Origin of the sequence: Streptomyces aureus (assembly GCF_000725495.1) — a bacterium.
Classification (GTDB): domain Bacteria; phylum Actinomycetota; class Actinomycetes; order Streptomycetales; family Streptomycetaceae; genus Streptomyces; species Streptomyces aureus_B.
Genome location: NZ_JNZD01000007.1, coordinates 1 through 25644, shown reverse-complemented (window position 1 = coordinate 25644; position 25644 = coordinate 1). Strand labels below are relative to the sequence as shown.

The window sequence follows — 25644 nt, the reverse complement described above, 5'->3', positions numbered from 1 at the left end:
CAGAAGTCCTTTCCGGGGTCGGCCGCGATGCGGAGATCTCCGGAATTTCCTTGTTCTCCCCCTCGAAGTGGCGTCGGTTCCGCCGTCCGGCTGTGCGACGGCCGCTTCTCTTTCCCGCTGGAGTACGGAAACACGTGATGACGAAGAAGACGGCGGACGGCGCCGCCCGTAAGCGCGGGGCCCGCCGTCGGCTGATCGGTTTAGCCGCCGCGACCGCGCTGACCGCGGGCACCCTGGCCGCCCTGGCGCCGACGGCCGCCGAGGCCCGGACCGCCGGACCGTCGGGTACCGCCGCACCGTCCGGATCGAGCGCGCGGCAGCACGCCTTCACGGCCGCCGCCGCCAAGTACCACGTCCCCGTCGGCGTGTTGCTCGCCGTGGGGTACCAGGAGTCGGCATGGGACGCCCATGCCGGCCGGATGAGCACCAGCGGCGGCTACGGCCCGATGCACCTCACCGACGTGACCCCCGCGATGCTGGCCTCCGGTCCGGCCGGAGCGGTGGGACGCGGTGACCTCGCCGCCCTGGCGAAGGACCCGGCCCTGCATACGCTGCGGGCGGCGGCGAAGCTGACCGGTCTGAGCCCCGCCGAACTGCGGAACGATCCCTCGGCGAACATCGCGGGCGGTGCCGCGCTCCTGGCCTCCTATCAGCAGGCCGTCTCCGGAAGCCGCTCCTCGGACCCGGGCCAGTGGTACGGGGCCGTGGCCCGCTACAGCGGCTCGCCGCAGAAGCGGAGCGCCACCGCCTTCGCCGACCGCGTCTTCGCCACCCTCAGGTCCGGGGCCGCGCGCGTGACCCAGGACGGCCAGCGCGTGTCGCTCACGGCCGACGGCGACGTCCGTGGCGCGAAGACGCAGTCGGGCAAGCCGGCGCTGACCGGCGTCGCGGCGACGGCGACCGAGACCGAATGCCCGACGGAGGTCTCCTGCACGTTCCTGCCGGCGGCGTCCTCCAACGGCCAGGTCTCCAACCGTCCGGCCAACGGCATCAGGATCGACACCATCGTCATCCACGACACCGAGTCGTCGTACGAGTCCGCCATCGCGACCTTCCAGAAGGCGGGCGGCAGTTCCGCCCACTACGTGATGCGGGCCTCGGACGGCGCGGTGACGCAGATGGTGCCGACCAAGGACATCGCCTTCCACGCCGGGAACTACTCGACGAACCTGCACTCCATCGGCATCGAGCACGAGGGGTACGCCGCGCACGGCGGCACCTGGTACACCGAGGCGCAGTACGAGGCCACGGCGTCCCTGGTGCGCTACCTCGCGGACCGGTTCGGCATCCCGCTGGACCGTGAGCACATCGTCGGCCACGACAACGTCGCCGGTCCGAGCTCCAGCCTCGTCTCGGGCATGCACTGGGACCCGGGCACGTCCTGGGACTGGGAGCACCTGATGAGCCTGCTCGGCGCCCCGGTGGACGGCGAGCACGGGGTCGGGCCGGTCGGCTCGGCGGTGACGATCGCCCCGGGCTTCACCGGGAACCAGCAGACCGTGCAGATCTGCCCCGGCGACGACCCCACCGGTGCCACCACCGCGTGCACCGAGCAGCAGCAGTCGTCCAACTTCGTGTTCCTGCGCACCGGGCCCAGCGACACGGCCCCGCTCTTCGGCGACCAGGCCGTCCACAAGGGCGCGGCGGGCACCGACCGGATCAACGACTGGGGATCGACCGCGCAGGCGGGGCAGCAGTTCGTGGTGGCCGGCGTCGACGGCGACTGGACCGCCATCTGGTACAGCGGCTCCATGGTCTGGTTCCACAACCCCGGTGGTGCCAACACCGTGCCCGCGCACGACGTGACGCTGGTCTCCGCCGCGGGCACCACCCCGGTGGCGGTCTACGGCTCCAGCTACCCCGACCGGGCGGAGTACCCCGCGGGGCTGTCCCCGTCGACGCAGGCGCCGATCAGCTACTACACCGTGCCCGCCGGCCAGGCGTACGTCGCCACCCGGCCGCCGGCCAACACCGACGACTACTTCACCTCCGGAGCGGTCGTCGTCGGCGCCAAGCAGATGTACACCATCCAGTACAACCACCGCGTCGCGCTGGTCTACTCGTCGGACGTGACCGCCACGGACGGGACCGCCACGAACGGGTGACCCGGGGGTTCCTCCCGGCCGGACCGGTGCCCGGCGCGTCCCAGGGGCGCGCCGGGCACACGGCTGTCGGGGACGGGGCGTCCACTGCCGCTCCGACCTGCCGGGTCCGTTGTCGAGACCCTCGTATGCTGGGTGCGTGAGGCGGACTTCTTTTGCGAACTGGCCCTGCTCCATCGCGCGCACCATGGACCTGCTGGGCGACTGGTGGACGCCGCTGGTGCTGCGCGAGGCGTTCTACGGGATCAAGCGGTTCGACGCGTTCCAGCAGGAGCTCGGCATCGCGCGCAACACGCTGACCGACCGGCTGCGCCGGCTGGTCGACGAGGGGCTCATGGAGAAGCGGGCCTATCAGACGGACCCGGTGCGCTACGACTATCTGCTGACCGAGATGGGCCGGGACTTCTTCGGGGTGCTGGCCGCGATGAACAGCTGGGGCAACCGCTGGCTCAGCGACGAACAGGGGCCGCCGGTCGTCTTCCACCACGACCGCTGCGGGCACCGCAGCGAGGCCGCGGTCGTGTGCGCCGACTGCGGCGAGCCGATGACCTCGGAGGACACCCGGCCGCGGCTCGGCCCCGGTTATCCGCCGCACCTCGCCGAGCGCCCGGAGATCCGGGAGCGCTTCACCGCCTGAGCCCGCACGCTTCCCCGTTTCCGCCTCCGGCCCGCGAGCCGGGGGCGGTTTTCCTTGACAGGTCAGTCTATCTAAGCAACTCTCAAGGTCGGGGCCCTGGGAGGGGTGGCTTCCTGGGGGCGAGAGGAAGGCCGGAGAGCATGGAGTGGACGGGCGCCCGCTACGCGGACCAGCCGACCGTCGAGGTGCGGACACGGATCGACGCCCCACCGCGCAGGGTGTGGGACCTGGTCTCCGACATCCGGCGGATGCCGGAGCTGAGCACGGAGCTCAGGTCGGCCGAGTGGCTCGACGGGGCGACCGCGCCCGCGGTCGGCGCCCGGTTCGTGGGGCGCAGCGGACACCCCTCGCTGGGGGAGTGGGAGACCACCTCGTACGTGGTGGAGTGCGCGCCCTGTCGCGTGTTCGCCTGGGCGGTAGGGGACCCCGAACACCCCAGCGCGCTCTGGCGGTTCGGTCTCCGGGAGGCGGACGGCGGAACCGAACTGACCCAGTGGATGCGGATGGGGCCCGGCCGCTCCGGGCTGTCCTTCGCGATCGACCGGATGCCGGACAAGGAGCAGAAGATCGTGTTCGTACGGCTGCGGGAGTTCGAGCGGAGCATGACCGGGACCGTCGAGGCGATCAGGAAGCTGGCCGAGAACGCAGAAGGGGCGGACGCCTGATGCGTACCTCCACGACGATCGAGGCGTCGGGCGGCGGTTGGCGGGAGACCGTCGACTTCGTGGTCGAGGCGGAGAAGCTCGGGATGGACATCTGCTGGGTCGCGGAGGCCTGGGGTTCCGAGGCGCCGTCCCCGCTGGGCTATCTGGCCGCGCGGACCGACCGGCTGCTGCTCGGCTCCGGGATCATCCAGCTCGGGACGCGCACCCCGGCGGCCATCGCCCGTGCGGCGATCACCCTCTCCAACCTCTCCGACGGACGCTTCCTCCTCGGCCTCGGTCCCTCCGGCCCGCAGGTGATCGAGGGGCTGCACGGCGTGCCGTTCGCCCGTCCGCTCTCCCGGATGCGGGAGACCGTGGAGATCGTCCGGCAGGCGGTCGCCGGGGAGAAACTCGCCTACCAGGGGCGGGAGTTCACGATCCCGCTGCCGGGCGGCGAGGCGCGGCCCATGCGGCTGTCCATCCGCGCCGAACACGACCTGCCCGTCTACCTCGCCACACTGTCGCCGAAGATGCTGCACCTGACCGGTGAGATCGCCGACGGCTGGCTGGGCACCAGCTTCGTGCCCGAGGGCGCCAAGGAGGCCTACTTCGACCACCTGGACGCGGGCCTCGCGGCGGCGGGCCGGGTCCGCGCCGACCTCGACATCTGCCAGGGCGCCGAGGTGGCGTTCGCGGAGGACGAGGACGCGCTGCGCGCCATGGTCGCCGGCCGGAAGAAGGAACTCGCCTTCAGCCTGGGCGGAATGGGCTCCGCCACCACCAACTTCTACAACGCCGCGTACAGCAGGCAGGGCTGGGCGGAGACCGCAGCGGAGGTCCACGCGCGCTGGCAGGCCGGGGACCGGGACGGCGCCGCCGCCCTGGTGACCGACGAGATGGTCCTCGGCACCACCCTCATCGGCACCGAGGACATGGTCCGCGAGCGGCTCCGCGTCTGGCGCGCCGCGGGAGTCGACACGGTCCGCCTCTACCCGGCCGGCGAAACCCTGGACGAGCGGCTCACGACACTGGGGCGCGCGCTGGAGCTGGTGCGGGAGGGGAACCTGGTTGGCGCGGGGGGATGAGGAGCGGGCGGCCCTGGGGGCCCGGGCCAGCCTGTGACGGGTGGCCGGCGGGTGGCGGGTGGCGCGGACGACCCGGTGATCGGGGGTGCGCCGACCCGCCGGGGAGCCGCTGACCGGGTGGGCGCGGGGGACGGGGTGCCCGGGCTGTTGTCCGTGGGGTCCGGTGATCGGGCGGTCTGCGGGGCGTGCGGGTGAGGGGGATGGGGTCGCCTGGCCTGGGGGGGCGTGGTGAGGGGACGGGTCGCCTGGCCCGCGGGGCCGGTGACCGGGTGGGCGCGGGGGACGGGGTGCCCGGGCTGCTGATCGTGAGGCCCGGTGATCGGGCGGTTCGTGGGGCGGGCGGTGAGTGGAGGCGGGGTCGGCTGGTCCGTGGCGGCGGGCGGTGAGGGGAGGCGGTGGTCGGGCCGTCCGTGAGGCCGGGACGGCCGTCGGGGCGCTTCCTCGGTACCCCCGGTACGGGGCCTGCCGCCGTCGTACGGCGCGCCCGCGGCCTCCGTGTCACCCGGTCGGCGGAGTCCCCGTGGCGGGCGGGGAGCGGTCGACGGACGCTCGAACTCCCCGATGCTTCCGGCGCGGGGACGGCCGGCGGCCGACAGCGCAGCGAGGTGGTCGAACATGAGCCAGGATTCTTCGAGGCCTCCGGGCCCCCCGCCCGGTGGCGGCACGGGATCCCAGCCGAGCGGCGGAGACATGCCGCTGTGGGGAGACCAGTGGTCCGGAGCCGGTCCCGCCGCGGGCGGCCTGGGCCCGCCGCCCTCGGGCAGCAGCGGCTGGGCGGCCGGCGGAGTCACCTTCGCGGGCGTCCTGCTGCTGGTCAACGGCGGTCTGAACATCCTCCAGGGCATCTCTGCGATAGCCAAGGACGACGTCTACACGCGCGTGAACGACTACGTCTACCGCATCAACCTCACCGGCTGGGGCTGGATCCTGCTGATCCTCGGCGCGATCGCCGCAGTCACCGGCTGGGGGATCCTCAAGGACGCCGGCTGGGCCCGGATCACCGGCATCGTGCTGGCGTCGCTGAGCATGCTCTTCCAGTTCATGTTCCTGCCGTACGCGCCGATCTGGTCCGTGATCCTGCTGGCCATCGACGTCTTCATCATCTGGGCCCTGGCCACGTACCGGCCGGACGGCCGGCAGCCGCGCTGACCCGTCCCCGTCCCGGCCCCGCGCGAAGAAGCGCCGCCGGGACGGGACCGTCGCAGTGCCGACGAACCCACGAACCGGAACGAGCGGAACGAGACGCGCCATGGACGACGTGACGGAGCGGACGCCGGCAGGGCTGCCCGCGCCCGGCGCCCCGGGCACCGGCAACGATCCGGAGCCGAGGTGAACGCCGGGCAGGCGGGCGGCGGCACCGCGAACGGCGGCGGTGCGGGCGACGCCGCGGGCAGCGGTGACGCCCGGGAGATCGCCGAACTGCGGGCCCGGGTCGCCGAACTGGAGCAGCGCGCGCCGAAGCGCCAGCACCACCGCGTCCGTTCGACCTTCGCGGTCGTCCTGGTGCTCCTCGCGGCCCTGCTCACCCCGCTGAGCGCCGTGGCGGCCTGGTCGAGCGATCTGATCGGGAACACGAACCGCTACGTACAGACCATGCAGCCGCTCGCCTCCGACCCGGACATCCAGAACGCCGTCGCCAACCGCGTGACCGACGCGGTGATGCAGCACGTCGACGTCGAGACCCTGCTCCAGTCGGTCGCCCCCGCCGACCGGCCCCGGCTGACCAAGGCCCTCGGGCCGCTCAGCGGTCCGATCACCAGCGGCATCAAGGACTTCGTGCACACCGTGGCGCTGAAGTTCGTCAGCAGCGACGCGTTCGCCACCTTGTGGACCCAGCTGAACCGCAGGGCGCACGCCGCCGTCGACAAGGCGCTGACCGGGAGCGGCGGCGGAGCGGTCAAGCTCACCAACGACGCCGTCGTCATCGACCTCGCCCCCGTCGTCGACCAGGTCAAGCAGGCGCTCGTCGACCAGGGGCTCACCGTCGCGGCGAAGATCCCCCAGGTCCACACGAACTTCACCGTGATGACCTCCGACTCCATCGGCAAGGCCAAGAAGCTGTACCGGCTGCTCGAGCTGGTCGGGTTCTGGCTGCCGGTCCTGACCCTGCTGCTGGCGGCCGGCGGTGTGCTGCTCGCCGTCCGCAGACGCCGCGCCCTGGTCACGGCGGCGCTGCTGGTGGCGGCCGGGGCCGCCGTCCTCGGCATCGCCCTGTGGATCTTCCGGGCGATCTATCTCGACGGCCTCCCGGCGGATGTCTCCCAGCCCGCCGCCGCCTCGATCTTCGACACCCTGGTGCGCTACCTGCGGACCTCGGTACGCCTGATCATCACCCTCGGCGTCATCGTGGCGCTGGCGGCCTGGCTGACCGGCAGGGGCCGGGCGGCCACCCGGGTCAACGCGGCCTGGACCGGCGGCATCGGCGCGGTGCGGACGGCGACCGGGGTCGAACTCGGCGCGGTCGGCGCGTGGGTGCACCGGGTCAAGACGTGGCTCAACTGGACCGTGGTCGTGGTCGCCGTGGTGATCCTGCTGGTCTGGAACTACCCCACGGCCGTGGTCACCGTCTGGATCGCGGTACTGGCCCTGCTGGCCCTGGCGGTGGTCGAGTTCCTCGACGACGACGGGACCCCGCACCTGGCCGGTGCCGGGGGAGGGCCGCCGGCGGGGCCCGCGGCCAAGAGCCCGGCCTGACGGACGGTCGCATGCGTGACGGGGCGCCCGTTCTCCGACCGGGCGCCCCGTCCTCGTCCCGTCCCGCGCAGCCCGTCCTCGTCCCGCGCGCCCGCCGTCGTCCTCGCTCCCGTCCGGCCCTGACCGGTTCCGTCCGTCGTCCCGACGAGGGCGCCGGAGCGGTGTGCGCGGAAAATCGCCTGCCGGATCGTCGGTGCCGGGCTACCCTCCGGTCGATGACACATTCCTCCCCGATCAGATGGGGGGACCCGTCCGCGCAAGGTGAGTGCTGATGCTCACTTCGACCGCGTACGAGGATTCCCTCCTCTCCTTCTGGCCGCGCGTGCGCGACTTCGCCGTGCCGCCCGCCATGATCGAGACCGCGACCGCCCGCCGCCACCACGGCGACTGGGCGGGGGCCTGCGCCGCCGCCGGTGTCGACATCGACTTCGATCACCGGTCGCTTGCACGGACCCACGGCCGCGAACTGGCGGCCGGGCTCCGCCGTGACCTCCGGCATCTGGCTCCCGACCTGCTGCGCTGGCACCTGCCGAGAGTCGCCCCCGACGGACTGCTGCGTCCCGGACTGACGATCACCCTGGCCCGGTACGAGCATGCCGGGCGGGACGGTGTCGTCCGTCCCGTGCACCTCGTCGTCCGTACTCCGCCGGCCTGGGCGGACGGCGGCCAGCGACTCAACCTCGCCCTGTGGGACCCGGCTCCCGGCGCGTCCCGGGTCCGGTTCGCCCTCGACACCGGGGCCCGCCGCCATCCGCACCCCCGACCCAGCCGGCGGTACCGCCTGGACCTGCACCGCCACCTGTGGGACGCCCGCAGGACCGGTGAGCTGCGGGTCAGGGCCGGGGCCGATCAGCCGACGGACGACGCCTGTACGGGGACGGGGGAACCGTCGTGGCCGGTGTCCCCGGACCTCGGCTGTGCCGTCGGCCGGTGGGCGGACGAAGCGGCGATCCTGCTGGCCGACCAGGGACGTACGGCCGGAACCGTCGGCGTGCGGCTCGGGAGGCACCGGTGGGCGCTCCTGGACGTGGCCGCGGACCCGGCACGCCCCGGGCCGCCCGAACTGCGGATCACCGCCGCGCCCACCGGCCCGGACGGCGGCGGTCGGGCGGTGCCGGCCCTGCCCGACGCCGCGACCTGGACGCTGCCCGACCTGGCGCTGCTCCGCGCCGGGGCCGTCGCGGCCGGGCGGCTGCATCCGCTGGTCGCCGCGGCGCTGGTACCGGAACACGCCCCCGCCGGACCGGCGTCCGGCGCGGGTCCGGATCCTGCGGAGGCGTCCCGCCTCGTGGAGTGCAGGGGAGCCGTGCACCGGATCGGTCTCGTCGACGGCGTACTCGTGCCGCTCGACCACGATCCGGCCGAGATCCGCCGGGAGGAACTGCTGGTCGCGCTGACCGGCACACCGCTTCCCTGCCTCCGGGTCATCGACGAGGCGCACCGGCGGCCGCACTGCCTGACCGGCGTCCGGGAACGGCTGCGGCACGGCGACACCGCCGGGGCGCTGGCCGTCGTCGAGGGACTGCTGGGTCCCGAGGCCGTGCTGCGCGACGGCGCGCTGCGGGACGAACTCCGGGCCGCCGCGCAACGGCGGCTCATGTACGGGCTGTTCCGGGCGGGCCTGGCCGGCCCCCCACCCGGTCCTCTCACCCCGGGACCCGCCCGGCCCCGCGACCACCGCTCCCACCCACGCGACACGACCGCCCGCTGACCCCTGCCCCACCCCCGTCTCGCAGACCCACCCCCCCTCTCGCAGGTGCGTGACACGGCCGTCCGCTACCGCGCCAGGCAACTGAACGCCGATCGCTCGCCGCTCACCTTCCGCGTGACGCGACCGGCCGCCGCCCACTCGTCCACCGCCCCATGCCATGACCGCCCGCCGACCCGCCGACCGATCGCCGCTCACCTCCCGCTGGCCGCGACCGGCCGCCGCCCACTCGTCCACCGCCCCCATGCCATGACCGCTCGCCGCTCACCTCCCGCTGGATGCGACGGGCGCCGCCCACTCGTCCACCGCCCGCACGTCATGACCGCACGCCGACCGCTCGCCCGCCGTCCGCGCGAGGCGACGGATCGCCGCCCGCTCGTCCACCGGGTGTGAGGCGATCGCCCGCCGACCCCGGGACGCGGTCACCGGCCGCCCGCTCGTCCACCGTCCGCCCAGCGCCAGTTGACCGCCCTGGGGCCCAAGTCCCCTGCCTGAGCGGTCCCTTCACGAACTCAAAGGTGATCAGACATGTCCACAAGCAGTTCCTTCGCTCCCGCCGACACGACCGATGGCCCGGTCGGCGACCCGGTCGGCGCCGGCCGGCTCGACGTCGCCGACGCCCTGTCCGCCCTGCTCCGCGACACCGAGACGGAGCCGCGGTCCGACATCCAGTTGGAGGCGCTGACCCTCGCCGTCGCCGCCGATCTGCCCGTCCTCCTGTGGGGAGAGCCCGGGATCGGCAAGACCGCGGCCCTGACCCAGCTCGCCGAGACCCTGGACCTGCCGCTGACCACGGTGATCGCCAGCGTCCACGAGCCCTCCGACTTCTCCGGGCTGCCCGTCCTCGGCGACGACCCCGCCGAACAGGGCGTCCCCATGGCCCCGCCGGACTGGGCGGTGCGGCTCGTGCGGGCCGGCCGGGGACTGCTGTTCCTGGACGAACTGTCCACCGCGCCCCCGGCGGTCCAGGCCGCCCTGCTCCGCCTCGTCCTGGAGCGGCGCGTCGGTGCCCTCCGGCTTCCGCCCGGGGTACGGATCGTGGCCGCCGCGAACCCCCGCTCCTCCGCGGCCGACGGCTGGGAACTGAGCCCGCCGCTGGCCAACCGGTTCGTTCACCTCCAGTGGACCCACGACCACGACGTCGTCGTACGCGGACTCGGCGGGACCTGGCCGCGCGCGAGCCTGCCCCGGCTCGACCCGCATCTGCTCCCGGATGCCGTGGACTTCGCCCGCCGCGCCGTGTGCGGACTCCTGGCGGCCCGTCCCGGACTCGTCCACAGGCTGCCCGGCGGCGAGGCCCGGCGGGGCGGTGCCTGGCCCTCGCCCCGGAGCTGGGAGGCGGCCCTGAAGCTCATCGCCTTCGCGCACGCCGCGGGCTCCTCGCGGGACGTGCTCTCCCTGCTCGTACGCGGAGCGGTCGGCGACGGCCCGGGGCTCGAACTGCTGGCGAGCGTGGACCGCATGGACCTGCCCGACCCCGAGACCCTGCTCGCCGACCCGGCGGCCGCCGTCCTGCCCGAGCGCGGTGACCTGCGTCAGGCCGTTCTCGACGGTGTGGTGGCCGCGGTCCGCGAGCGGCCGGACAAGGACCGCTGGGACGCCGCCTGGGCGCTGCTCGTACGGGCTCTGGACACCGGCGCCCCGGACCTGGTCGTCGTGCCCGCGACGACCCTGGCGACGCTGCGCCGGGAGGACTGGGACGTCCCGGAGTCCATCGAGCGGCTGGCCGGAGCGGTCACCCTGTCCCGGCGCGCGGACGACGCGGCGGCCCGCGTCGCGCTCGCCGCCGGGGCCCGCCGATGACGGCGCCCGCGCCACGGGCGCCGCACCCGGCCTCGGACTCGTACCCGCACCCGGACCCGGACCCGGCCCCGCACCCGGTCTCGGCCCCGCACCCGCACCCGGACCCGCACCGGCACCCGGACTCGCACCCGCACCCGGACCTGGCCTTCGACCCGAACCTCGGCCTGGACCTCGACAAGCTCTACGCGGCCCGGCTGCACGCGGCCCGTGCCCGGCCCTATCTGGCGACGGCGCTGTTCGCCCTGCACACCGTCGCCTCGCGCCGGGTGCCGACGATGGCCGTGGACCGGCACTGGCGGTGCTACGTCTCGCCGGGGTTCGTGGACCGTACGCCCGTCGAGGACCTGGCCGGTGTCTGGGTGCACGAGGTGTCGCACCTGCTGCGCGACCACCACGACCGCAGCGAGCGGTTCGCCCGCGCCCAGGGGCTGACCGGCCCGGCGGAGCGGCTGCGGATGAACATCGCCGCCGACTGCGAGATCAACGACGACGCGTTCGGTGAGGGGCTGGCCTGTCCCGAGGGCGCCGTCACCCCGGAGTTCCTGAACCTGCCCTCCGGGAAGCTGATGGAGGAGTACCTGCGTCTGTTCCGGCTGGGGCCGCACACACAGAGCCTGGCCTGGCTGGACTGCGGCAGCGGGGCCGACGGGCGCGAGAGGGAGTGGGACCTCGGGCCGGACGGCGCGCACGGCCTCACCGCGCAGGAGCGCGACGCGGTCCGGTTCCGGGTGGCCCAGGGCATCAAGGCCCGCCCGGGGAGGAACCCGGCGGGGTGGGAGCGTTGGGCCGAGGAGGCCTTCCACCCGCCGCAGCCCTGGCGGGAGTTGCTGGGGGCCGCGGTCCGTTCCGCGGCGTCGGGGCCGGGCGTGGGGGAGGACTACACGTACGGGCGCCCGTCGCGGCGCTCGGCCTCGGTGCCCGGGGCCGTGCTGCCGAGCCTGCGCCGCAGACCGCCGAGGGTCTCGGTGGTCATCGACACCTCGGGGTCGGTCAGCGACACGGAGCTGGGCAGCGCGCTGCTGGAGGTCGCCGCGATCGCCCGCGCCGTGGGCGGCCGCCGCGACCTGGTCACCGTCGTCTCGTGCGACGCGGCGGCCCGGGTCGCGCACCCCCTGTGCCGGGCCGAGGGCATCCCGCTCCTGGGCGGCGGCGGGACGGACCTGCGCTCGGGATTCAGGGCGGCGCTCCGGGTCAGGCCGGTGCCCGACGTCGTCGTGGTCCTGACCGACGGACAGACCCCCTGGCCGGACACGCGGCCCCCGTGCCGGACGGTGGTGGGCCTCTTCGCCCGCCGGGCGGGCGGCGAGTGCGACGAGGACGACCCCGACTACGTCCCCGACCGCCCGCCCGCCTGGGCCCGCGTGGTCGAGATCGGCTGAGGCGAGCCGCTCCGATGCCCGCGCAGGCGCATCCGCCTGTCCGGTACCCGCGCAGGCGCATCCGCCGTACGCCTCGCGCGCCCGCACCCCTTCCCGCGGCCGCATCCCCTTCGCGGTCGTCGGCGCTACAAGCTGTACCCCCCGTCCACCCCCAGCGCCTGGCCCGTGATGAAGCCCGCTCGGTCCGAGGCCAGGAAGGCGACCGCCTCTGCCACGTCCGTCGCGTTGCCGAAGCGGCGCAGGGGGGTGTTGTGGCGGGTGATCTCCAGGGCCCTGTCGTCGAGTTCGCCGGACTCGATCAGGCGGGCGGCGATGCCGTCGGTCAGCATGCCGGGGCCGACGCAGTTGACCCGGACCCCGAAGCGTCCCTCCTCGGCGGCCAGGGCGCGGGCGACCGCCTCGACCGCTCCCTTCGGTCCCGCGGAGAGCCCGTCCCGCACCGGATACCGCCGCGTGGCCACGGTGGTCACCGCGACGACGCTGCCACGGCTCTCCCGCAGCGGGGGCAGCGCGGCGTGCACCAGGGTGAAGAACGCGCCCGCGTCCACGTCGAGCTGGGCCCGGAACTCGCTCGGCGCGACCACGCTCAGGTGCACCATCGGCACGTGCGGGCCCGCCGCGTGGACGAGGGTGTGCAGTCCGCCGTATTCCGCCGCCGTCGCGGACACGGCGTCGGCGACGGCCTCCTCCTCGCGCAGGTCGAGGCGCAGGGCCCGTACCCGGCGGCCCTGACCGGCGAACTCCGCCTCCGTCCGGGCGGCCAGCGCCTCGGCGGCCTCCTTGCTGGAGCGGTAGGTGAACACCACGTCGGTGCCGCGCCCGGCGAGCGTCCGCACGATCGCGGCGCCGATGCCCCCGGTACCGCCCGACACGAAAGCGACACCCTCACGGTGCGAGAAATCCGACGTTCCCGGTATCGGCATCGCACCATTGCAGCAGGTACCCGTTCCGTCGAACAGCCGCGTGCGCCGATTCTCGGCCGCCGCCGCGACGGATCGGCGGCGGAGTGCTCAGCGCGGGGCCGCCGGCAGGTGGAGGTCCGTGCTGGACAGGGTCATCGGCGACTCCGAGACGGCCCGCAGTCGCAGCCGGACACCGGCCCGGGGGAGCGGGAACTTCCCGTCCGGGGGCCGGAGTTCGTAGCGCCCGAAGGCATGTCCGGCCAGGGTGGCGGGGCCGGAGGTCACCGACCAGTAGCGGTTCATGCCCTGGCCCGTGGTCACGGTGAAGTGCGGACTCAGCGACGAGGCCCCGCGATTGGTGACGCCGACCGTGAGGCCGGTCAGCTCGTGGGCGGCGCGGCGCGCCTCGGTGATCCGCATGTGCAGCGGGGGCGACCCGGTGGCCGCCACGGTCACCGCCGCCGCGGACGGGGCCAGCAGCAGGGCGATCGCGGCCAGCCGCGCCGGGCGCCGGTGCGGACCGCGCAGGAACGCGGGACGGGGCTGCCACGCGGTCCTGAACGACTGCCAGGGCGCGGTGATCGCGGCGGCCACCCACAGCGGGGTCATCAGCAGGTAGTAGCCGTCCTGCGAGCGCGTCGCCACGTAGAACGCGCACCAGGGCAGCACCGTCGCCGCCGGGCCGAGACGCCGCACGAACAGCACGAACAGCGCCAGCAGACCCGCCGCCAGCAGCAGGCTCGCGTGCGCGTACCAGGCGAGCCGGCCGCTGCCGTCGGTGAAGTACAGCGAGATGTCGACCAGACCCTGCCCGTGGATGTCGGCGTTCTGGGTCAGGGGCAGCGCGATCCCGGAGAACCAGGTGCGCGGCTCGCTCACGATGAAGTACGCGTTGATGAGCAGCCAGGTGGTGGCGGCGACGCCGACGATGCGGCCCACCGCGAGCGCCGCCGCCCGTGCGCCGAGGTCGCCGCGGCGCAGCGCGTACACCCCGGCCAGCAGGAACGGCGCCAGGAACCAGGGGAGTTGCTGGGCCGCGCAGGCCGCGCCGAGACAGGCCGCACGGGCGAGGTCGCCCCGTCCCCCGCCGCCCGTCCGCGGCCATCCCAGCACCACGGGGATGAGCAGGGCGCAGGCGAGGATCGCCGGATAGCCGAGCCGCGCGTACGTCGGCAGCAGCCCGAGCCCGAGGCAGGAGATCGTCGCGGCGGACCGCCACGGCACCGGCAGCATCCTCCACATGACGACCGCGCCCGCGATCAGGGCCCCGGTGCCGACCATCGTCGCGGCGGTCGATCCGTGTCCGACCCACAGCAGGGGCGCGGTGAGCATCAGCGCGAGCGGCGGATACCCGTACGTGAAGTCGTAGCCGCCGTTCATCGTCGCGGTGAGGGCGACGCCGTGACCGAACAGCCACGGCCACGGACGCCCGTACACCTGGTGCCCGGCGACGAACTCGTGGGCGGCCTGGGTGGTGAGGACCGACTCGTCGCTGCCCTGGTGGTTCATCACCAGCCCGCACACGACGAGGGTCACCGCGGTCAGCAGGACGACGAGGTCGACGCGGGCCAGCGAGCGGCCCCGGCGCACGACGAGCGCCAGGACGCCCGAGGCCAGGATCGAGGCGTAGCAGAGCGAGACGACCGCGGCCACGAGCAGCCAGTGACTCGCGGCCTGCGCCCAGAGCGGGCGCGTACCGATGAACAGGCTGATGTCGGCCAGGAGGGTCAGGACGCGGTGCCACTGCGCGGGCGCGTCGTCCGGATTCCATCGCCCGGCCGTCCCGCCGGGCGACACCTTCGCGGGGGCCTGCCGGCGCGTGGGCGCCGGCTTGATTTCTGCCGAGTACACGGCCCCATACGCTAGTTCTCGCAGGTGAGCCGGGTGCGACGGGAGGTGAAGAGTCCGGTGTGAGGCGAGTAAGAGCACCTCCCGTGGCCGCCTGGCGTCAGGCGTTGGACAGGGACACCTCGGTCGACTTGACGAGCGCGACGACCTCGGAGCCGACCGCGAGACCCAGTTCCGCCACCGCGTCCCGGGTGATCGCGGAGGTCAGTTCGCCGCCCGCGACCCGCACCTTGACCTGGGCCATGGCCCCGCCCGAGGTGACGTCGGTGACCGTGCCCGGCAGCCGGTTGCGGATGCTCAGCCCCTCCACCGGACCGGTCGCGAGGGACACCTCCGTCGCCTTGACCAGGGCCTGCACGGCGGACCCCGACGCCAGGCCCAGCTCCCGCACGGCCTCCAGGGTGACCGCCGCGGTGATCTCCTGCCCCGCGTCGAGCTGGACCTTCACGGTCGCCATCACCTCACCCGGGGTGACGGAGACGACCGTGCCGGGGAGTCGGTTGCGGATGCTCAGGCTCATCGGGAGGCCTCGCTTGCTGTCCTGGGTGATGGATACGGGGTTATATGCGTAGCTTGCCGCACGCACCGCCCGCCGGCCCGAGTGGCGGACCGTGTCGCTGTTGGGCCGAACGGGTGACCATGCGTAAGAATTGCCCGGTGCAGACAACGAGTGCGAGCCAGGACGGGGTGGATCGATGAACGGCCACGACGTCACCGATGAACAGTGGGAAGGGCTCGCCCAGGTCGTTCCGTTGCGCGGCCGGGACGCCTGGCCGTCGGCGGTGCGGCACCGGTCGATCCCCGAGGCCGAGACCGAGACGCGGCGCCGGTTCGTGGTCCTGCGGGTCAACGTCTTCGCGGACGCCCGGGACGTCGCCGAGACCCTCATGTCCGGCATCCCCGTGCTCCTCGATCTGACGGGCGCGGAGACCGACGTCGCCAAGCGGGTCCTCGACTTCAGTACGGGCGTGGTCTTCGGCCTCGCCAGCGGCATGCACCGGGTGGACCGGAACGTGTTCCTCCTGACGCCCCCGGGGACCGAGGTGCGGGGGCTCATGGAAGGGGTCGGCGTTCCCGGCCTCTGACGGTGTCCGGCGGCGATCGGGGGTCCGTCCCCCGATCGTAGGAAGATCCCCGGGGTGTAACGGTTCGCCTCGCCCCGGGGGACCTACCGTCCGCATATGACTCTGTCCTCGCCGGAAGCCCCCACGGCGGTCGAGGCGCGCCCCGTCCGTCCGGGGCTCACCGAGCTGCGGCTCGCCGCCTTCGCCGTCCACCGCCGGGTCCGGTTCCCGCTCGGACCGCTCACCCTCGTCACCGGCCCCAGCGGCGCCGGCAAGACGTCCGCCCTGCGTGCCTACGAGGCACTGGCCCGGCTCGGTGCCGGCGCCGGGCTCCACGAGGTGTTCCCCGACCCCCTCGCCTGCGTGCCCGAGCGGTCCCGCCCCGACGCACAGCACCGCCGCGGCTTCCGGATCGGCTGCACGGTCGACGGCCCCGAGGGCCCGGTCCGGCTCGACGTCGCCGTCCAGGCCGAACCCGAACTGCGCGTCGTGGGCGAGCGGTTGTCGGCGGGCGGACGGACCCTGCTGGAGACGGCGCTGCGCGACCCGGGCCGCCCGTGCGTCCAGGCCGCCTGGCACACCGGGGGTTCCTCCGCGGTGACCCGGGTCCCGCTCCCCGACGACCGCCTCGGCACCGCGCTGCTGCCCCTGCGCGTCGCGGGCCGCACCGCCGGGGAACGCCATGTCCTCGCGGCGGCCGAGCAGATGGTGCTCGCCCTGCGGTCCGTCTACGTCTGCGATCCGGACCCGGACTCCATGCGGGCGCCGGTTCCGCTCGGCTCGGGGCGGCTGCTGCGCGGCTGCGGCAACCTCGCCGACGTCCTGTGGCGCACCAGGTCGGAGTGCGGCCACCGGTACGCCCACCTGGTCGCGGCGGTCCGCGCCGGCTGCGCCGGGCCCGTCACGGACGTCCCGTCGGAGGTGCTCGGCGACGGCGTCGTGCGCGCGCTCCTCGACCGCGGCGACGGCGTCCGTACGCCGCTCGGGCTGCTCGGGGACGGGGAGTTGAGGTTTCTCGCGCTGGCCCTGGTGCTGCTCACCGGGCCCGGCGTCCTGGAGGTCGACCCGGCGGGTGAGGTCCCCGCGGCGCTCCAGTCACTGACGGTCCTGGCCGACGGACTCGACCGCGGGCTGGACGCCCGGCAGGCGGGGGAGCTGGTGCGGCTGGCGGCCCGGATGTGCGAGCGGGGGCACATCCGGCTCCTGGGCACGGTGAGCGAGGCGACCCGGGGCTTCGCGACGGCCGGGGCGACGGTGGTCGACCTGACGCCGTGAGGGGGGGGAGGCGGGCCGGGGTGGTAGACCTGACGTCGTGAGTGAACTGGACGTGGCGACGTTGCAGCGCAGGCTGGCCGAGTTCGCGGCCGCGCGGAACTGGCAGCCGTACCACACCCCCAAGAACCTGGTCGCGGCCCTGAGCGTGGAGGCGTCCGAACTCCTGGAGATCTTCCAGTGGTTGACGCCCGAGCAGTCGGCGGACGTGATGCGGGACCCGGACACCGCGCACCGCGTCACCGACGAGGTCGCGGACGTCCTCGCGTATCTGCTCCAGGTCTGCGAGGTGCTGGGGATCGACCCGCTCGAAGCGCTCGCCGCGAAGATCGAGCGGAACGAGCGGCGGTTCCCGGTGCCCGACAAACCCTGACGGTCCGTCCGCCGTACGACCCCCTAAACGGAGTCACTCACTCTCCGTAGTAGCCGGACCGGGTCGATGCGATTCCGTGTCCACAGATTTCGGGCTTCCTCTGGCTTTCTGTCTCAAGCACCCTCACTCTGGGTAGTGAACAAGGGAGTTCGGGCGGACGCGTGCGAGCGCGTCGGACAGACGGGGGCAGCGCATGGAAGCGATGCGGCTCATCGTGACGAGCAGACGTGCCCTGGCGGAGAGCGGCGAGACTCCGGAGGTGATGGCGGAGGCGTGGCAGGCGCATTCCCTGGCCCAGGCGATCGGCAGCCGCCTCGCCGTGTCTGGTCCACCTGAACTCCGGGGCGAGGCGCTGGGGTTGACCGAGCTGGCGGGCCGCGGCTGCGGGGTGCTCGGCGATCACGCCCTCGACGTCGGCGCGTTAAGGGCCGCCCGGCTCACGGAGCTGGGCGACGCGCGGGAGGCCCTGCTGTGCCTGGGGGCTCTGCTCGCGGAAGTCGGTATCGCCCTGGTCGCCGTCGCCTGCGCGGCGGACGACGAGGGGACCTACTGGCAGTGCATGGAGGCGATCGACGCGGCGGACGAGTCCCGTGACCGCGTCCTGGAGATGCTGCGACGTCTCGCGGTGCGGGACGAGAAACGCGTGGTGGAGCGGGATCCGGCCGCGGGATAGAAGCCCGGGGGCGGCGGTGACTCCCCGCCGGGCACGGCACGACTCCGTCCGGGGCGGGTCGTGACGCCGCCCCGGCGGCGGTCGGTCGAGCCGGGATGCCGGCTCAAGGCCGGTCGGTCCGGCTGGGGTTTCGCCCCGGCGGTGGCCGGTCGAGCCGGGGTGCCGCCTCGAAGGCGGTCAGTCGAGCCGGGGCGCCGCCTCGAAGGCGGTCAGTCGAGCTGGGGTGCCACCTCGGAGGCGATCAGGTCCAGGTGGTCCAGGTCGGCGAGGTCGAGCATCTGGAGATACATCCGCTGCGAACCGACCGCCTGATACCGGGCGATCCGCTCGACCACCTCGGCCGGGGAGCCCGCGAGCCCGTTGGCCTTCAGCTCGTCGACGTCACGGCCGATGGCGTCCGCCCGCCGCCGCACCTCGCTGTCGGTGCGGCCGACACAGGCCACCAGGGCGTTGGAGTAGACGAGTTCGTCGGCCTTGCGCCCGGCCCCCCGCACGGCCGCGCGGACACGCCCGAACTGCTGCTCCGAGTCGGCGACCGAGGCGAAGGGGATGTTGAACTCGTCCGCGAAGCGCGCCGCGAGGGCGGGCGTCCGTCGCGCGCCGTGGCCTCCGATCAGGACGGGCACCTTCGCCTGGGTGGGCTTGGGCAGCGCGGGCGAGTCCTTGAGCTGGTAAAACGTTCCGTCGAAGGTGAACCGCTCCCCGACCGGCGTGCTCCACAAGCCGGTGACGACGGCGAGCTGTTCCTCCAGCCGGCCGAACTTCTCCTTCGGGAACGGGATGCCGTACGCCGTGTGCTCGGCCTCGTACCAGCCCGCTCCCAGGCCGAGTTCGACCCGGCCGCCCGACATCTGGTCGACCTGGGCGACCTGGATGGCGAGGACGCCGGGGAGGCGAAAGGTTCCGGCGGTCATCAAGGTGCCCAGCCGGATACGGCTCGTCTCGCGGGCGATGCCGGCCAGGGTGATCCATGCGTCGGTAGGGCCGGGAAGTCCGTCGACGGATCCCATGTGCACATAGTGGTCGGAGCGGAAGAAGGCTCCGTAATCAAGGTCTTCGGCGGCCTTGGCGACGCGGAGCAGCGTGTCGTAGGTCGCGCCTTGCTGCGGTTCTGTGAACACTCGAAGATCCATGTATCCATCATGCACCGGCCGCAACAGGCGTCCCGTGCCGAACCGCTGGCACTTCCGCCCCTGTGGCCGGGCGTTCTCGGGGACCGTGCGGTCGGCCGCTACCGCGGCGGGGCGAGCTGTGGATACAGGTCGCTCACCTCGCCCGAGAGGCCGGCCTTGACCTGGCGGGTGAGCGCGTCGGCGAGGACCTCGTGGGCGTCGGCCTCGATGCCGTCGAGGGCCTGTGCGGCGACGCTGGTCGCGGAGACCTTGGGCACGTCGAGGCCGCTCGTCAGGTCCGTGTCGACGTAGCCGACGTGCAGCCCGGTGACCTTGATGCCGCGGGGCTGGAGCTCCAGGCGCAGGGCGTTGCTCTGGGACCACAGGGCGGCCTTGGCGGCGCTGTAGCCGTCGGCGCCGGGGACGGTCACCCAGGACAGGACCGAGTGCACGGTGAGGATGTGCCCGCCCCCGTTGCGCTCCAGGACCGGGACGAAGGCCCGGGTGGCGAGGAGCGGCCCGAAGAAGTTGACGTCGAACTCGCGCCGCACGTCCTCGACGGGGGAGTCGAGGAACGACGTCGGGGCCGTCGCGCCCGCGTTGTTGACCAGCACGGTGACGTCCTGGGCCCGTGCGGCGGCGGCCGCGACCGACGCGGGGTCGGTGACCTCCAGGGCCAGCGGCACCGCGTCGGGGTGCGCGACGGCCCGTGGGTCGCGGGAGGTCGCGTAGACCTTCCGGGCGCCGCGCTCGTAGAGGGCGTCCACGAGGGCCTTGCCGATACCGCGGCTGCCGCCCGTCACGAGCGCCACCGAGCCTTCGATCCTGGTCATGAGCTTCTCCTCTGGGGGCAGCCGGGAATCGCGGGGGAACCGAACGGAACGAGCGGGTGCGGACCTGGCCGCCGTCGCCGTCCGCCGCGCGGATCCATCGTAAACCGATCGGTTTTCTGTGTTGTCCGCACTGTAAACCGATCGGTTTCCCATGGGCAAGCGGAGAACGTAAGCTGGGCTCATGACACAGCCGACCGCGACCGCGAACACCGGTTCCCCGACCCGCGAGCGGCTGCTCGACGCCGCGGCCGAGCTCTTCTACCGCGAGGGCGTCGGCGTCGGGGTCGAGGCGCTGTGCCGGGTGGCCGGGGTGTCCAAGCGCTCGATGTACCAGCTGTTCGACAGCAAGGACGGCGTGCTCGCGGCGAGCCTGGAGCGCAGGGCGCCCGCCTATCTGGCGTTCCTGCTGCCCCCCGACGACGGCGGGACGCCCCGGGAGCGCGTCCTGCACGTCTTCGAACGGCTGGAGGAGATGGCCGCGCGGCCGGACTTCCGCGGGTGCCCCTTCGTGTCCGTGACCGCCGAGCTGAAGGCGCCGGACCACCCCGCGAGCCTGGTCGCCCGCCGTTGCAAGGACGCGCTGACCGCGTTCTTCCGGCGGGAGGCGGAGCGCGGCGGAGCCGGGGACCCGGAACTGCTCGCCCGCCAGCTCACCGTCGCCTTCGACGGTTCGGGCGTCCGCGCGGTCATGCAGGGCCAGGGCCTCGACGGCCTCGCCCTCGCCACGGCGACGGCCCTGCTGGGGGCCGGGGGTGTGGGAAGCGCCGCGCCGCCGGTCATTCCGGGGCCGTGAGCGGCGCCTGACAGCGACCGTCGTCGCGCGGCCCGGGTCCGTGACCGACGCCTGACCCCGGTCCTCCGTCGCGAGCCTTCGCCTGGGTGACCGGCGCCTGATCCCGGTGGTTGTCGCGAGCCCCCGCGCCCATCACCCGACACCCGACCCCGACCCTTGTCCCCCGCCCCGGGCGGCGAAATTGGCTGAGTGTGCTCCTGGTGTTCGCTGTACGTTGAGCAGGCGCGTCCGGGGGGACGGGCGTCGAACGGCCCACAGGGGTCTCCACAGCTCAGCAGACGTTTCGAGGCAGATGCACCGTGTTCCTGACGATCAGTACCACCGGTACTCCAGAGCGACCCGCGACCGATCTCGGCTTCCTGCTGCACAAGCATCCCGACAACGCGCAGAAGTTCTCGACGTCGTACGGAACGGCCCATGTGCTGTACCCCGAGGCGACCGCCGAACGGTGCACGGCCGCGCTGCTGCTGGAGGTCGATCCGGTGGCGCTGGTCCGGCGGGGCAAGGGCAAGGGACGCGGCGGAGCCCCCGACGCGGCCCTCGCCCAGTACGTCAACGACCGCCCGTACGCCGCCTCCTCGCTGCTCGCCGTGGCGATCGGCGCCGTCTTCTCCAGCGCGATGAAGGGCCAGTGCGCCGCCCGGCCCGAACTGCCGGAGCAGAGCCGCCCGTTGCGCGTCGAGGTGCCCGCGGTGCCCGCGCGCGGCGGGGCCGGTCTCGTCCGGGACCTCTTCGAACCGCTCGGCTGGACCGTGACGGCCGAGGCGGTCCCGCTCGACGAGCGCTTCCCGGAGTGGGGTGACTCGCGCTACGTACGCCTGGAACTGGAGGCGGAGGGGCTGACGCTGGCCGAGGCCCTGCGGCACCTCTACGTGCTGCTCCCCGTCCTCGACGACTCCAAGCACTACTGGGTGTCGTCCGACGAGGTCGACAAGCTGCTGCGGGCGGGCGAGGGCTGGCTGCCCGGGCACCCGCAGCAGAAGCTGATCGCCGACCGCTATCTCTCCCGGCGCTGGTCCCTGACCCGTCAGGCCATGGAGCGGCTCGAACTCGCCCGGCTCGCCGAGGCCGACGACATCGCCGTCGAGCAGATCGACAACGCCGTCGACGAGGACACCGACACCGAGGAGAAGCCGGTGCCGCTCGCCGTGCTGCGCCGGGACGCGATCCTCGCCGCGCTGCACGCGGCCGGCGCGAGCCGGGTCCTCGATCTCGGCTGCGGACAGGGCCAGTTGGTGCAGGCGATGCTCAAGGACACCCGGTTCACCGAGATCGTTGGGGTCGACGTGTCGGTGCGCGCGCTCACCATCGCCTCGCGCCGCCTCAAGCTGGACCGCATGGGCGAGCGGCAGGCGGAGCGCGTCCGGCTCCTCCAGGGCTCGCTCGCCTACACCGACCGCCGTCTGAAGGGGTACGACGCCGCCGTGCTCAGCGAGGTGATCGAGCACCTCGACCTGCCCCGGCTGCCCGCCCTGGAGTACGCCGTGTTCGGCTCCGCGCGCCCGAGGACCGTCCTCGTGACGACGCCGAACGTCGAGTACAACGTGCGCTGGGAGAGCCTGCCGGCCGGACACTCCCGGCGCGGCGACCACCGCTTCGAGTGGACCCGCGAGGAGTTCCGCGCCTGGGCCGCCACCGTGGCCGGACGGCACGGCTACGACGTGGAGTTCGCGCCCGTCGGCCTCGACGACCCCGAGGTGGGCCCGCCCACCCAGATGGCCGTCTTCACCCTGGCCGCCGGGAGCCCCGGCACCAAGGACACCACCAGAACAGCTCGTACCACGGGCAGCACCAGCACCACCGGTACCGCGAACACGAAGGAGGAGCAGGCCGCATGAGCGAGCGAAACGACCAGGGGCGCGTCCTGCCCGTCACCGACCTCTCCCTCGTGGTGCTGATCGGCGCCTCGGGCTCCGGCAAGTCGACCTTCGCCCGACGGCACTTCAAGGCGACCGAGGTCCTCTCCAGCGACTTCTGCCGTGGCCTCGTCGCCGACGACGAGAACGACCAGAGCGCCAGCGGCGACGCCTTCGACGTCCTGCACTACATCGCCGGCAAGCGGCTCGCGGCCGGCCGCAGGACCGTCGTCGACGCCACCAGCGTCCAGCAGGAGAGCCGCCGCCAGCTCGTCGAACTCGCCAGGAAGTACGACGTGCTGCCCATCGCCATCGTGCTCGACGTGCCCGAGGAGGTCTGCGCCGAGCGCAACGCGGCGCGCGCCGACCGGGCCGGGATGCCGCGCCGCGTGATCCAGCGCCACACCCGCGAACTGCGCCGCTCCCTGCGACACCTGGAGCGCGAGGGGTTCCGCAAGGTGCACGTCCTGCGCGGGGTGGAGGACGTCGAGAACGCCACGGTGGTGACCGAGAAGCGGTTCAACGACCTGACCCACCTCACCGGACCCTTCGACATCGTCGGCGACATCCACGGCTGCGCCTCCGAGTTGGAGACCCTGCTCGGCAAGCTCGGCTACGCCGACGGCGTGCACCCCGAGGGCCGCACGGCCGTCTTCGTCGGCGACCTCGTCGACCGAGGCCCCGACTCGCCGGGCGTGCTGCGCCGCGTGATGTCCATGGTCGCCTCCGGCAACGCCCTGTGCGTGCCCGGCAACCACGAGAACAAGCTCGGCCGCTACCTCAAGGGCCGCCAGGTCCAGCACACGCACGGACTCGCCGAGACCATCGAGCAGCTGGACGCCGAGACCGACGAATTCCGGTCCACGGTACGGGAGTTCGTCGACGGACTGGTCAGCCACTACGTCCTCGACGGCGGACGCCTCGTCGTCTGCCACGCCGGCCTTCCCGAGAAGTACCACGGCCGCACCTCGGGCCGGGTGCGCTCGCACGCCCTGTACGGCGACACGACGGGGGAGACCGACGAGTTCGGGCTGCCCGTGCGCTACCCATGGGCGGAGGACTACCGGGGCCGTGCCGCGGTCGTCTACGGCCACACCCCGGTCCCCAACGCCACCTGGCTCAACAACACCATCTGCCTGGACACCGGCGCGGTGTTCGGCGGCAAGCTCAGCGCCCTGCGCTGGCCGGAGCGCGAGCTCGTCGACGTCCCCGCCGAGCGGGTCTGGTACGAGCCGTCCAAGCCGCTGGCCACCGAGGCGCCGGGCGGCCACGAGGGCCGGCCGCTGGACCTCGCGGACGTGCACGGCCGCCGGGCGGTCGAGACCCGGCACGCCGGCCGGGTGGCGGTCCGTGAGGAGAACGCGGCGGCCGCGCTGGAGGTCATGAGCCGCTTCGCGGTGGACCCCCGGCTGCTCCCGTACCTCCCGCCGACCATGGCGCCGACCGCGACCTCGCACGTCGAGGGCTATCTGGAGCACCCGGCCGAGGCCTTCGCCCAGTACCAGGAGGACGGGGTCGAGCGGGTCGTGTGCGAGGAGAAGCACATGGGGTCGCGCGCGGTGGCCCTGGTGTGCCGGGACGCGGACGTGGCCCGCGAGCGGTTCGGCGTCGACGGCCCCACCGGGTCGCTGTACACCCGTACCGGCCGGCCCTTCTTCGACGACGCCGCCGTCACCGAGGAGATCCTCGGCCGGGTGCGCGCGGCCGCGACCGAGGCCGGGCTGTGGGAGGAGCTGAACACCGACTGGGTGCTGCTGGACGCCGAGCTGATGCCGTGGTCGCTGAAGGCGACCGGGCTGCTGCGCAGTCAGTACGCCGCCGTCGGCGCCGCGTCCGGGGCGGTCTTCCCGGGGGTGCTGAGCGCGCTCGAAGGGGCCGCGGCGCGGGGCGCGGACGTCGCGGAGCTGCTGCGGCGCCAGCGTGAACGGGCCGCGGACGCGGCCGCGTTCACGGACGCGTACCGGCGCTACTGCTGGACGACGGACGGTCTCGAAGGCGTCCGCCTCGCACCGTTCCAGATCCTGGCCGTCCAGGGCCGGAGCCTCGCCGGGCTGCCGCACGACGAGCAGCTCGCCCTGATCGACCGGCTCGTGGAGTGCGACGGCAGCGGGCTGCTGCACACCACCCGGCGGCTGTTCGTCGACACCGGCGACCCGGAGTCGGTGCGGGCCGGGGTGGACTGGTGGCTGGAGATGACCGGCCGTGGCGGCGAGGGCATGGTCGTGAAACCGGCCGGGGCGCTGGTGCGGGGGCCGCAGGGGCGGCTGGTGCAGCCCGGCATCAAGTGCCGGGGGCGCGAGTACCTGCGGATCATCTACGGCCCGGAGTACACCCGCCCGGAGAACCTCGCACGGCTGCGCGGCCGCTTCCTGAACCACAAGCGGTCCCTCGCCCTGCGCGAGTACGCGCTCGGCCTGGAGGCCCTGGACCGCCTGGCCGAGGGTGAGCCCCTCTGGCGCGTCCACGAGGCGGTCTTCGGAGTCCTCTCCCTGGAATCCGAACCGGTCGACCCCCGCCTGTAGCGGGGCCACCCTCGCACCCCGGCCCGCCTGCCGGGGTGCGAGGCACGGTACTGACGAACCCCGGTGGACCCGAGCCCCGTCAGGGGCGCGGGGAACGGCGCGCCCGGCCCCCACCGGGCGGGCACCCGAACCCGTGCCCGCTGGGTGCCTGCACGTGAGAACCCTGGTGGGGCCAAGCCCCGTCAGGGGCGCGGGGAACTGCGCGACCAGCCCCCACCGGGGCAGCAGACGCCCCCCCAGCTCCCACCGGGGCAGCAGACGCCCCCCCCAGCTCCCACCGGGGCAGCAGACGCCCCCCCCAGCTCCCACCGGGGCAGCAGACGCCCCCCAGCCCCCACCGGGGC

At 73.7% G+C, this 25644-nt stretch carries 21 protein-coding genes; 16 read left to right on the top strand and 5 right to left on the bottom strand.

Annotated features, from left to right (window positions below; all coding sequences use genetic code 11):
• Window positions 1–137 precede the first annotated feature (137 nt).
• The 9 genes from IO36_RS14420 to IO36_RS14380 all read left to right on the top strand — a co-directional run bounded on the left by IO36_RS14420 (window position 138) and on the right by IO36_RS14380 (window position 12052).
• Window positions 138–2105: an N-acetylmuramoyl-L-alanine amidase gene (locus tag IO36_RS14420; RefSeq protein WP_037620021.1), complete on the top strand. Its 1968-nt coding sequence runs from the start codon at window positions 138–140 to the stop codon at window positions 2103–2105.
• Between the two features lie 136 nt (window positions 2106–2241).
• Window positions 2242–2739 (top strand): winged helix-turn-helix transcriptional regulator, encoded by a 498-nt coding sequence (locus tag IO36_RS14415; protein WP_037620020.1) that lies wholly within the window; start codon window positions 2242–2244, stop codon window positions 2737–2739.
• 140 nt (window positions 2740–2879) lie between these two features.
• Entirely contained in the window at window positions 2880–3404 is a 525-nt protein-coding gene (locus IO36_RS14410) for an SRPBCC family protein (RefSeq protein WP_037620019.1), read from the top strand.
• The gene (locus tag IO36_RS14405; protein ID WP_037620018.1) at window positions 3404–4468 is read left to right on the top strand and encodes an LLM class flavin-dependent oxidoreductase; all 1065 of its coding nucleotides are present in this window, start codon (window positions 3404–3406) and stop codon (window positions 4466–4468) included. Before IO36_RS14410 ends, IO36_RS14405 begins: the two co-directional genes overlap by 1 nt.
• A gap of 615 nt (window positions 4469–5083) precedes the next feature.
• Entirely contained in the window at window positions 5084–5617 is a 534-nt protein-coding gene (locus tag IO36_RS14400; RefSeq protein WP_037620016.1) for a DUF7144 family membrane protein, read from the top strand.
• Window positions 5618–5797: 180 nt separating this feature from the next.
• Window positions 5798–7162: a hypothetical protein gene (locus IO36_RS14395; protein ID WP_051900471.1), complete on the top strand. Its 1365-nt coding sequence runs from the start codon at window positions 5798–5800 to the stop codon at window positions 7160–7162.
• Window positions 7163–7433: 271 nt separating this feature from the next.
• Window positions 7434–8873, top strand: a complete 1440-nt coding sequence (locus tag IO36_RS14390) for a hypothetical protein (protein WP_037620014.1) — start codon at window positions 7434–7436, stop codon at window positions 8871–8873.
• A gap of 525 nt (window positions 8874–9398) precedes the next feature.
• Window positions 9399–10673: an AAA family ATPase gene (locus IO36_RS14385; RefSeq protein ID WP_037620012.1), complete on the top strand. Its 1275-nt coding sequence runs from the start codon at window positions 9399–9401 to the stop codon at window positions 10671–10673.
• Window positions 10670–12052, top strand: a complete 1383-nt coding sequence (locus IO36_RS14380) for a vWA domain-containing protein (RefSeq protein WP_078943186.1) — start codon at window positions 10670–10672, stop codon at window positions 12050–12052. Before IO36_RS14385 ends, IO36_RS14380 begins: the two co-directional genes overlap by 4 nt.
• A gap of 125 nt (window positions 12053–12177) precedes the next feature.
• Here the strand turns inward: IO36_RS14380 and IO36_RS14375 are convergent, their stop codons facing one another.
• The 3 genes from IO36_RS14375 to IO36_RS14365 form a co-directional block, all read right to left on the bottom strand.
• Window positions 12178–12924, bottom strand: a complete 747-nt coding sequence (locus tag IO36_RS14375) for an SDR family NAD(P)-dependent oxidoreductase (protein ID WP_037620367.1) — start codon at window positions 12922–12924, stop codon at window positions 12178–12180.
• Window positions 12925–13062: 138 nt separating this feature from the next.
• Window positions 13063–14805, bottom strand: a complete 1743-nt coding sequence (locus IO36_RS14370) for a membrane protein (protein WP_037620011.1) — start codon at window positions 14803–14805, stop codon at window positions 13063–13065.
• Window positions 14806–14902: 97 nt separating this feature from the next.
• On the bottom strand, window positions 14903–15322 hold the full coding sequence (locus tag IO36_RS14365) for a TOBE domain-containing protein (RefSeq protein ID WP_037620009.1): 420 nt from the start codon (window positions 15320–15322) through the stop codon (window positions 14903–14905).
• Between the two features lie 175 nt (window positions 15323–15497).
• Between IO36_RS14365 and IO36_RS14360 the strand changes: the two genes are divergently transcribed.
• The 4 genes from IO36_RS14360 (at window position 15498) to IO36_RS14345 (ending at window position 18184) form a co-directional block, all read left to right on the top strand.
• A complete protein-coding gene (locus tag IO36_RS14360; RefSeq protein ID WP_037620007.1) occupies window positions 15498–15887 on the top strand; it encodes a cell division protein SepF in 390 nt (129 codons plus the stop codon).
• Between the two features lie 96 nt (window positions 15888–15983).
• Window positions 15984–17141 carry an AAA family ATPase gene (locus IO36_RS14355; protein ID WP_037620005.1) on the top strand — a complete coding sequence of 386 codons (1158 nt, stop codon included), beginning with the start codon at window positions 15984–15986 and terminating at the stop codon, window positions 17139–17141.
• Window positions 17142–17178: 37 nt separating this feature from the next.
• Window positions 17179–17511: a nucleotide pyrophosphohydrolase gene (locus IO36_RS14350; RefSeq protein ID WP_037620003.1), complete on the top strand. Its 333-nt coding sequence runs from the start codon at window positions 17179–17181 to the stop codon at window positions 17509–17511.
• Window positions 17512–17704: 193 nt separating this feature from the next.
• On the top strand, window positions 17705–18184 hold the full coding sequence (locus IO36_RS14345; protein ID WP_037620002.1) for a DUF6099 family protein: 480 nt from the start codon (window positions 17705–17707) through the stop codon (window positions 18182–18184).
• Between the two features lie 209 nt (window positions 18185–18393).
• Here the strand turns inward: IO36_RS14345 and IO36_RS14340 are convergent, their stop codons facing one another.
• Together IO36_RS14340 and IO36_RS14335 are read right to left on the bottom strand one after the other, a co-directional pair.
• A complete protein-coding gene (locus tag IO36_RS14340; RefSeq protein WP_037620000.1) occupies window positions 18394–19317 on the bottom strand; it encodes an LLM class F420-dependent oxidoreductase in 924 nt (307 codons plus the stop codon).
• A gap of 98 nt (window positions 19318–19415) precedes the next feature.
• Window positions 19416–20129: an SDR family oxidoreductase gene (locus tag IO36_RS14335; protein WP_037619999.1), complete on the bottom strand. Its 714-nt coding sequence runs from the start codon at window positions 20127–20129 to the stop codon at window positions 19416–19418.
• 181 nt (window positions 20130–20310) lie between these two features.
• Between IO36_RS14335 and IO36_RS14330 the strand changes: the two genes are divergently transcribed.
• From IO36_RS14330 to IO36_RS14320, 3 genes are all read left to right on the top strand, one after another.
• Window positions 20311–20922 carry a TetR/AcrR family transcriptional regulator gene (locus IO36_RS14330; RefSeq protein ID WP_051900468.1) on the top strand — a complete coding sequence of 204 codons (612 nt, stop codon included), beginning with the start codon at window positions 20311–20313 and terminating at the stop codon, window positions 20920–20922.
• 299 nt (window positions 20923–21221) lie between these two features.
• On the top strand, window positions 21222–22760 hold the full coding sequence (locus IO36_RS14325; RefSeq protein WP_037619997.1) for a 3' terminal RNA ribose 2'-O-methyltransferase Hen1: 1539 nt from the start codon (window positions 21222–21224) through the stop codon (window positions 22758–22760).
• Window positions 22757–25300 (top strand): polynucleotide kinase-phosphatase, encoded by a 2544-nt coding sequence (locus IO36_RS14320; protein ID WP_037619995.1) that lies wholly within the window; start codon window positions 22757–22759, stop codon window positions 25298–25300. The genes IO36_RS14325 and IO36_RS14320 overlap by 4 nt, the downstream gene beginning before the upstream one ends.
• The last annotated feature ends 344 nt before the right edge of the window (window positions 25301–25644 follow it).

Coding starts and splice junctions, on each gene's coding strand:
- IO36_RS14420 (WP_037620021.1), top strand. CDS start 138: ATGACGAAGAAGACGGCGGACGGCGCCGCCCGTAAGCGCGGGGCCCGC.
- IO36_RS14410 (WP_037620019.1), top strand. CDS start 2,880: ATGGAGTGGACGGGCGCCCGCTACGCGGACCAGCCGACCGTCGAGGTG.
- IO36_RS14405 (WP_037620018.1), top strand. CDS start 3,404: ATGCGTACCTCCACGACGATCGAGGCGTCGGGCGGCGGTTGGCGGGAG.
- IO36_RS14400 (WP_037620016.1), top strand. CDS start 5,084: ATGAGCCAGGATTCTTCGAGGCCTCCGGGCCCCCCGCCCGGTGGCGGC.
- IO36_RS14390 (WP_037620014.1), top strand. CDS start 7,434: ATGCTCACTTCGACCGCGTACGAGGATTCCCTCCTCTCCTTCTGGCCG.
- IO36_RS14385 (WP_037620012.1), top strand. CDS start 9,399: ATGTCCACAAGCAGTTCCTTCGCTCCCGCCGACACGACCGATGGCCCG.
- IO36_RS14380 (WP_078943186.1), top strand. CDS start 10,670: ATGACGGCGCCCGCGCCACGGGCGCCGCACCCGGCCTCGGACTCGTAC.
- IO36_RS14365 (WP_037620009.1), bottom strand. CDS start 15,322: ATGAGCCTGAGCATCCGCAACCGACTCCCCGGCACGGTCGTCTCCGTC.
- IO36_RS14360 (WP_037620007.1), top strand. CDS start 15,498: ATGAACGGCCACGACGTCACCGATGAACAGTGGGAAGGGCTCGCCCAG.
- IO36_RS14355 (WP_037620005.1), top strand. CDS start 15,984: ATGACTCTGTCCTCGCCGGAAGCCCCCACGGCGGTCGAGGCGCGCCCC.
- IO36_RS14345 (WP_037620002.1), top strand. CDS start 17,705: ATGGAAGCGATGCGGCTCATCGTGACGAGCAGACGTGCCCTGGCGGAG.
- IO36_RS14340 (WP_037620000.1), bottom strand. CDS start 19,317: ATGGATCTTCGAGTGTTCACAGAACCGCAGCAAGGCGCGACCTACGAC.
- IO36_RS14335 (WP_037619999.1), bottom strand. CDS start 20,129: ATGACCAGGATCGAAGGCTCGGTGGCGCTCGTGACGGGCGGCAGCCGC.
- IO36_RS14330 (WP_051900468.1), top strand. CDS start 20,311: ATGACACAGCCGACCGCGACCGCGAACACCGGTTCCCCGACCCGCGAG.
- IO36_RS14320 (WP_037619995.1), top strand. CDS start 22,757: ATGAGCGAGCGAAACGACCAGGGGCGCGTCCTGCCCGTCACCGACCTC.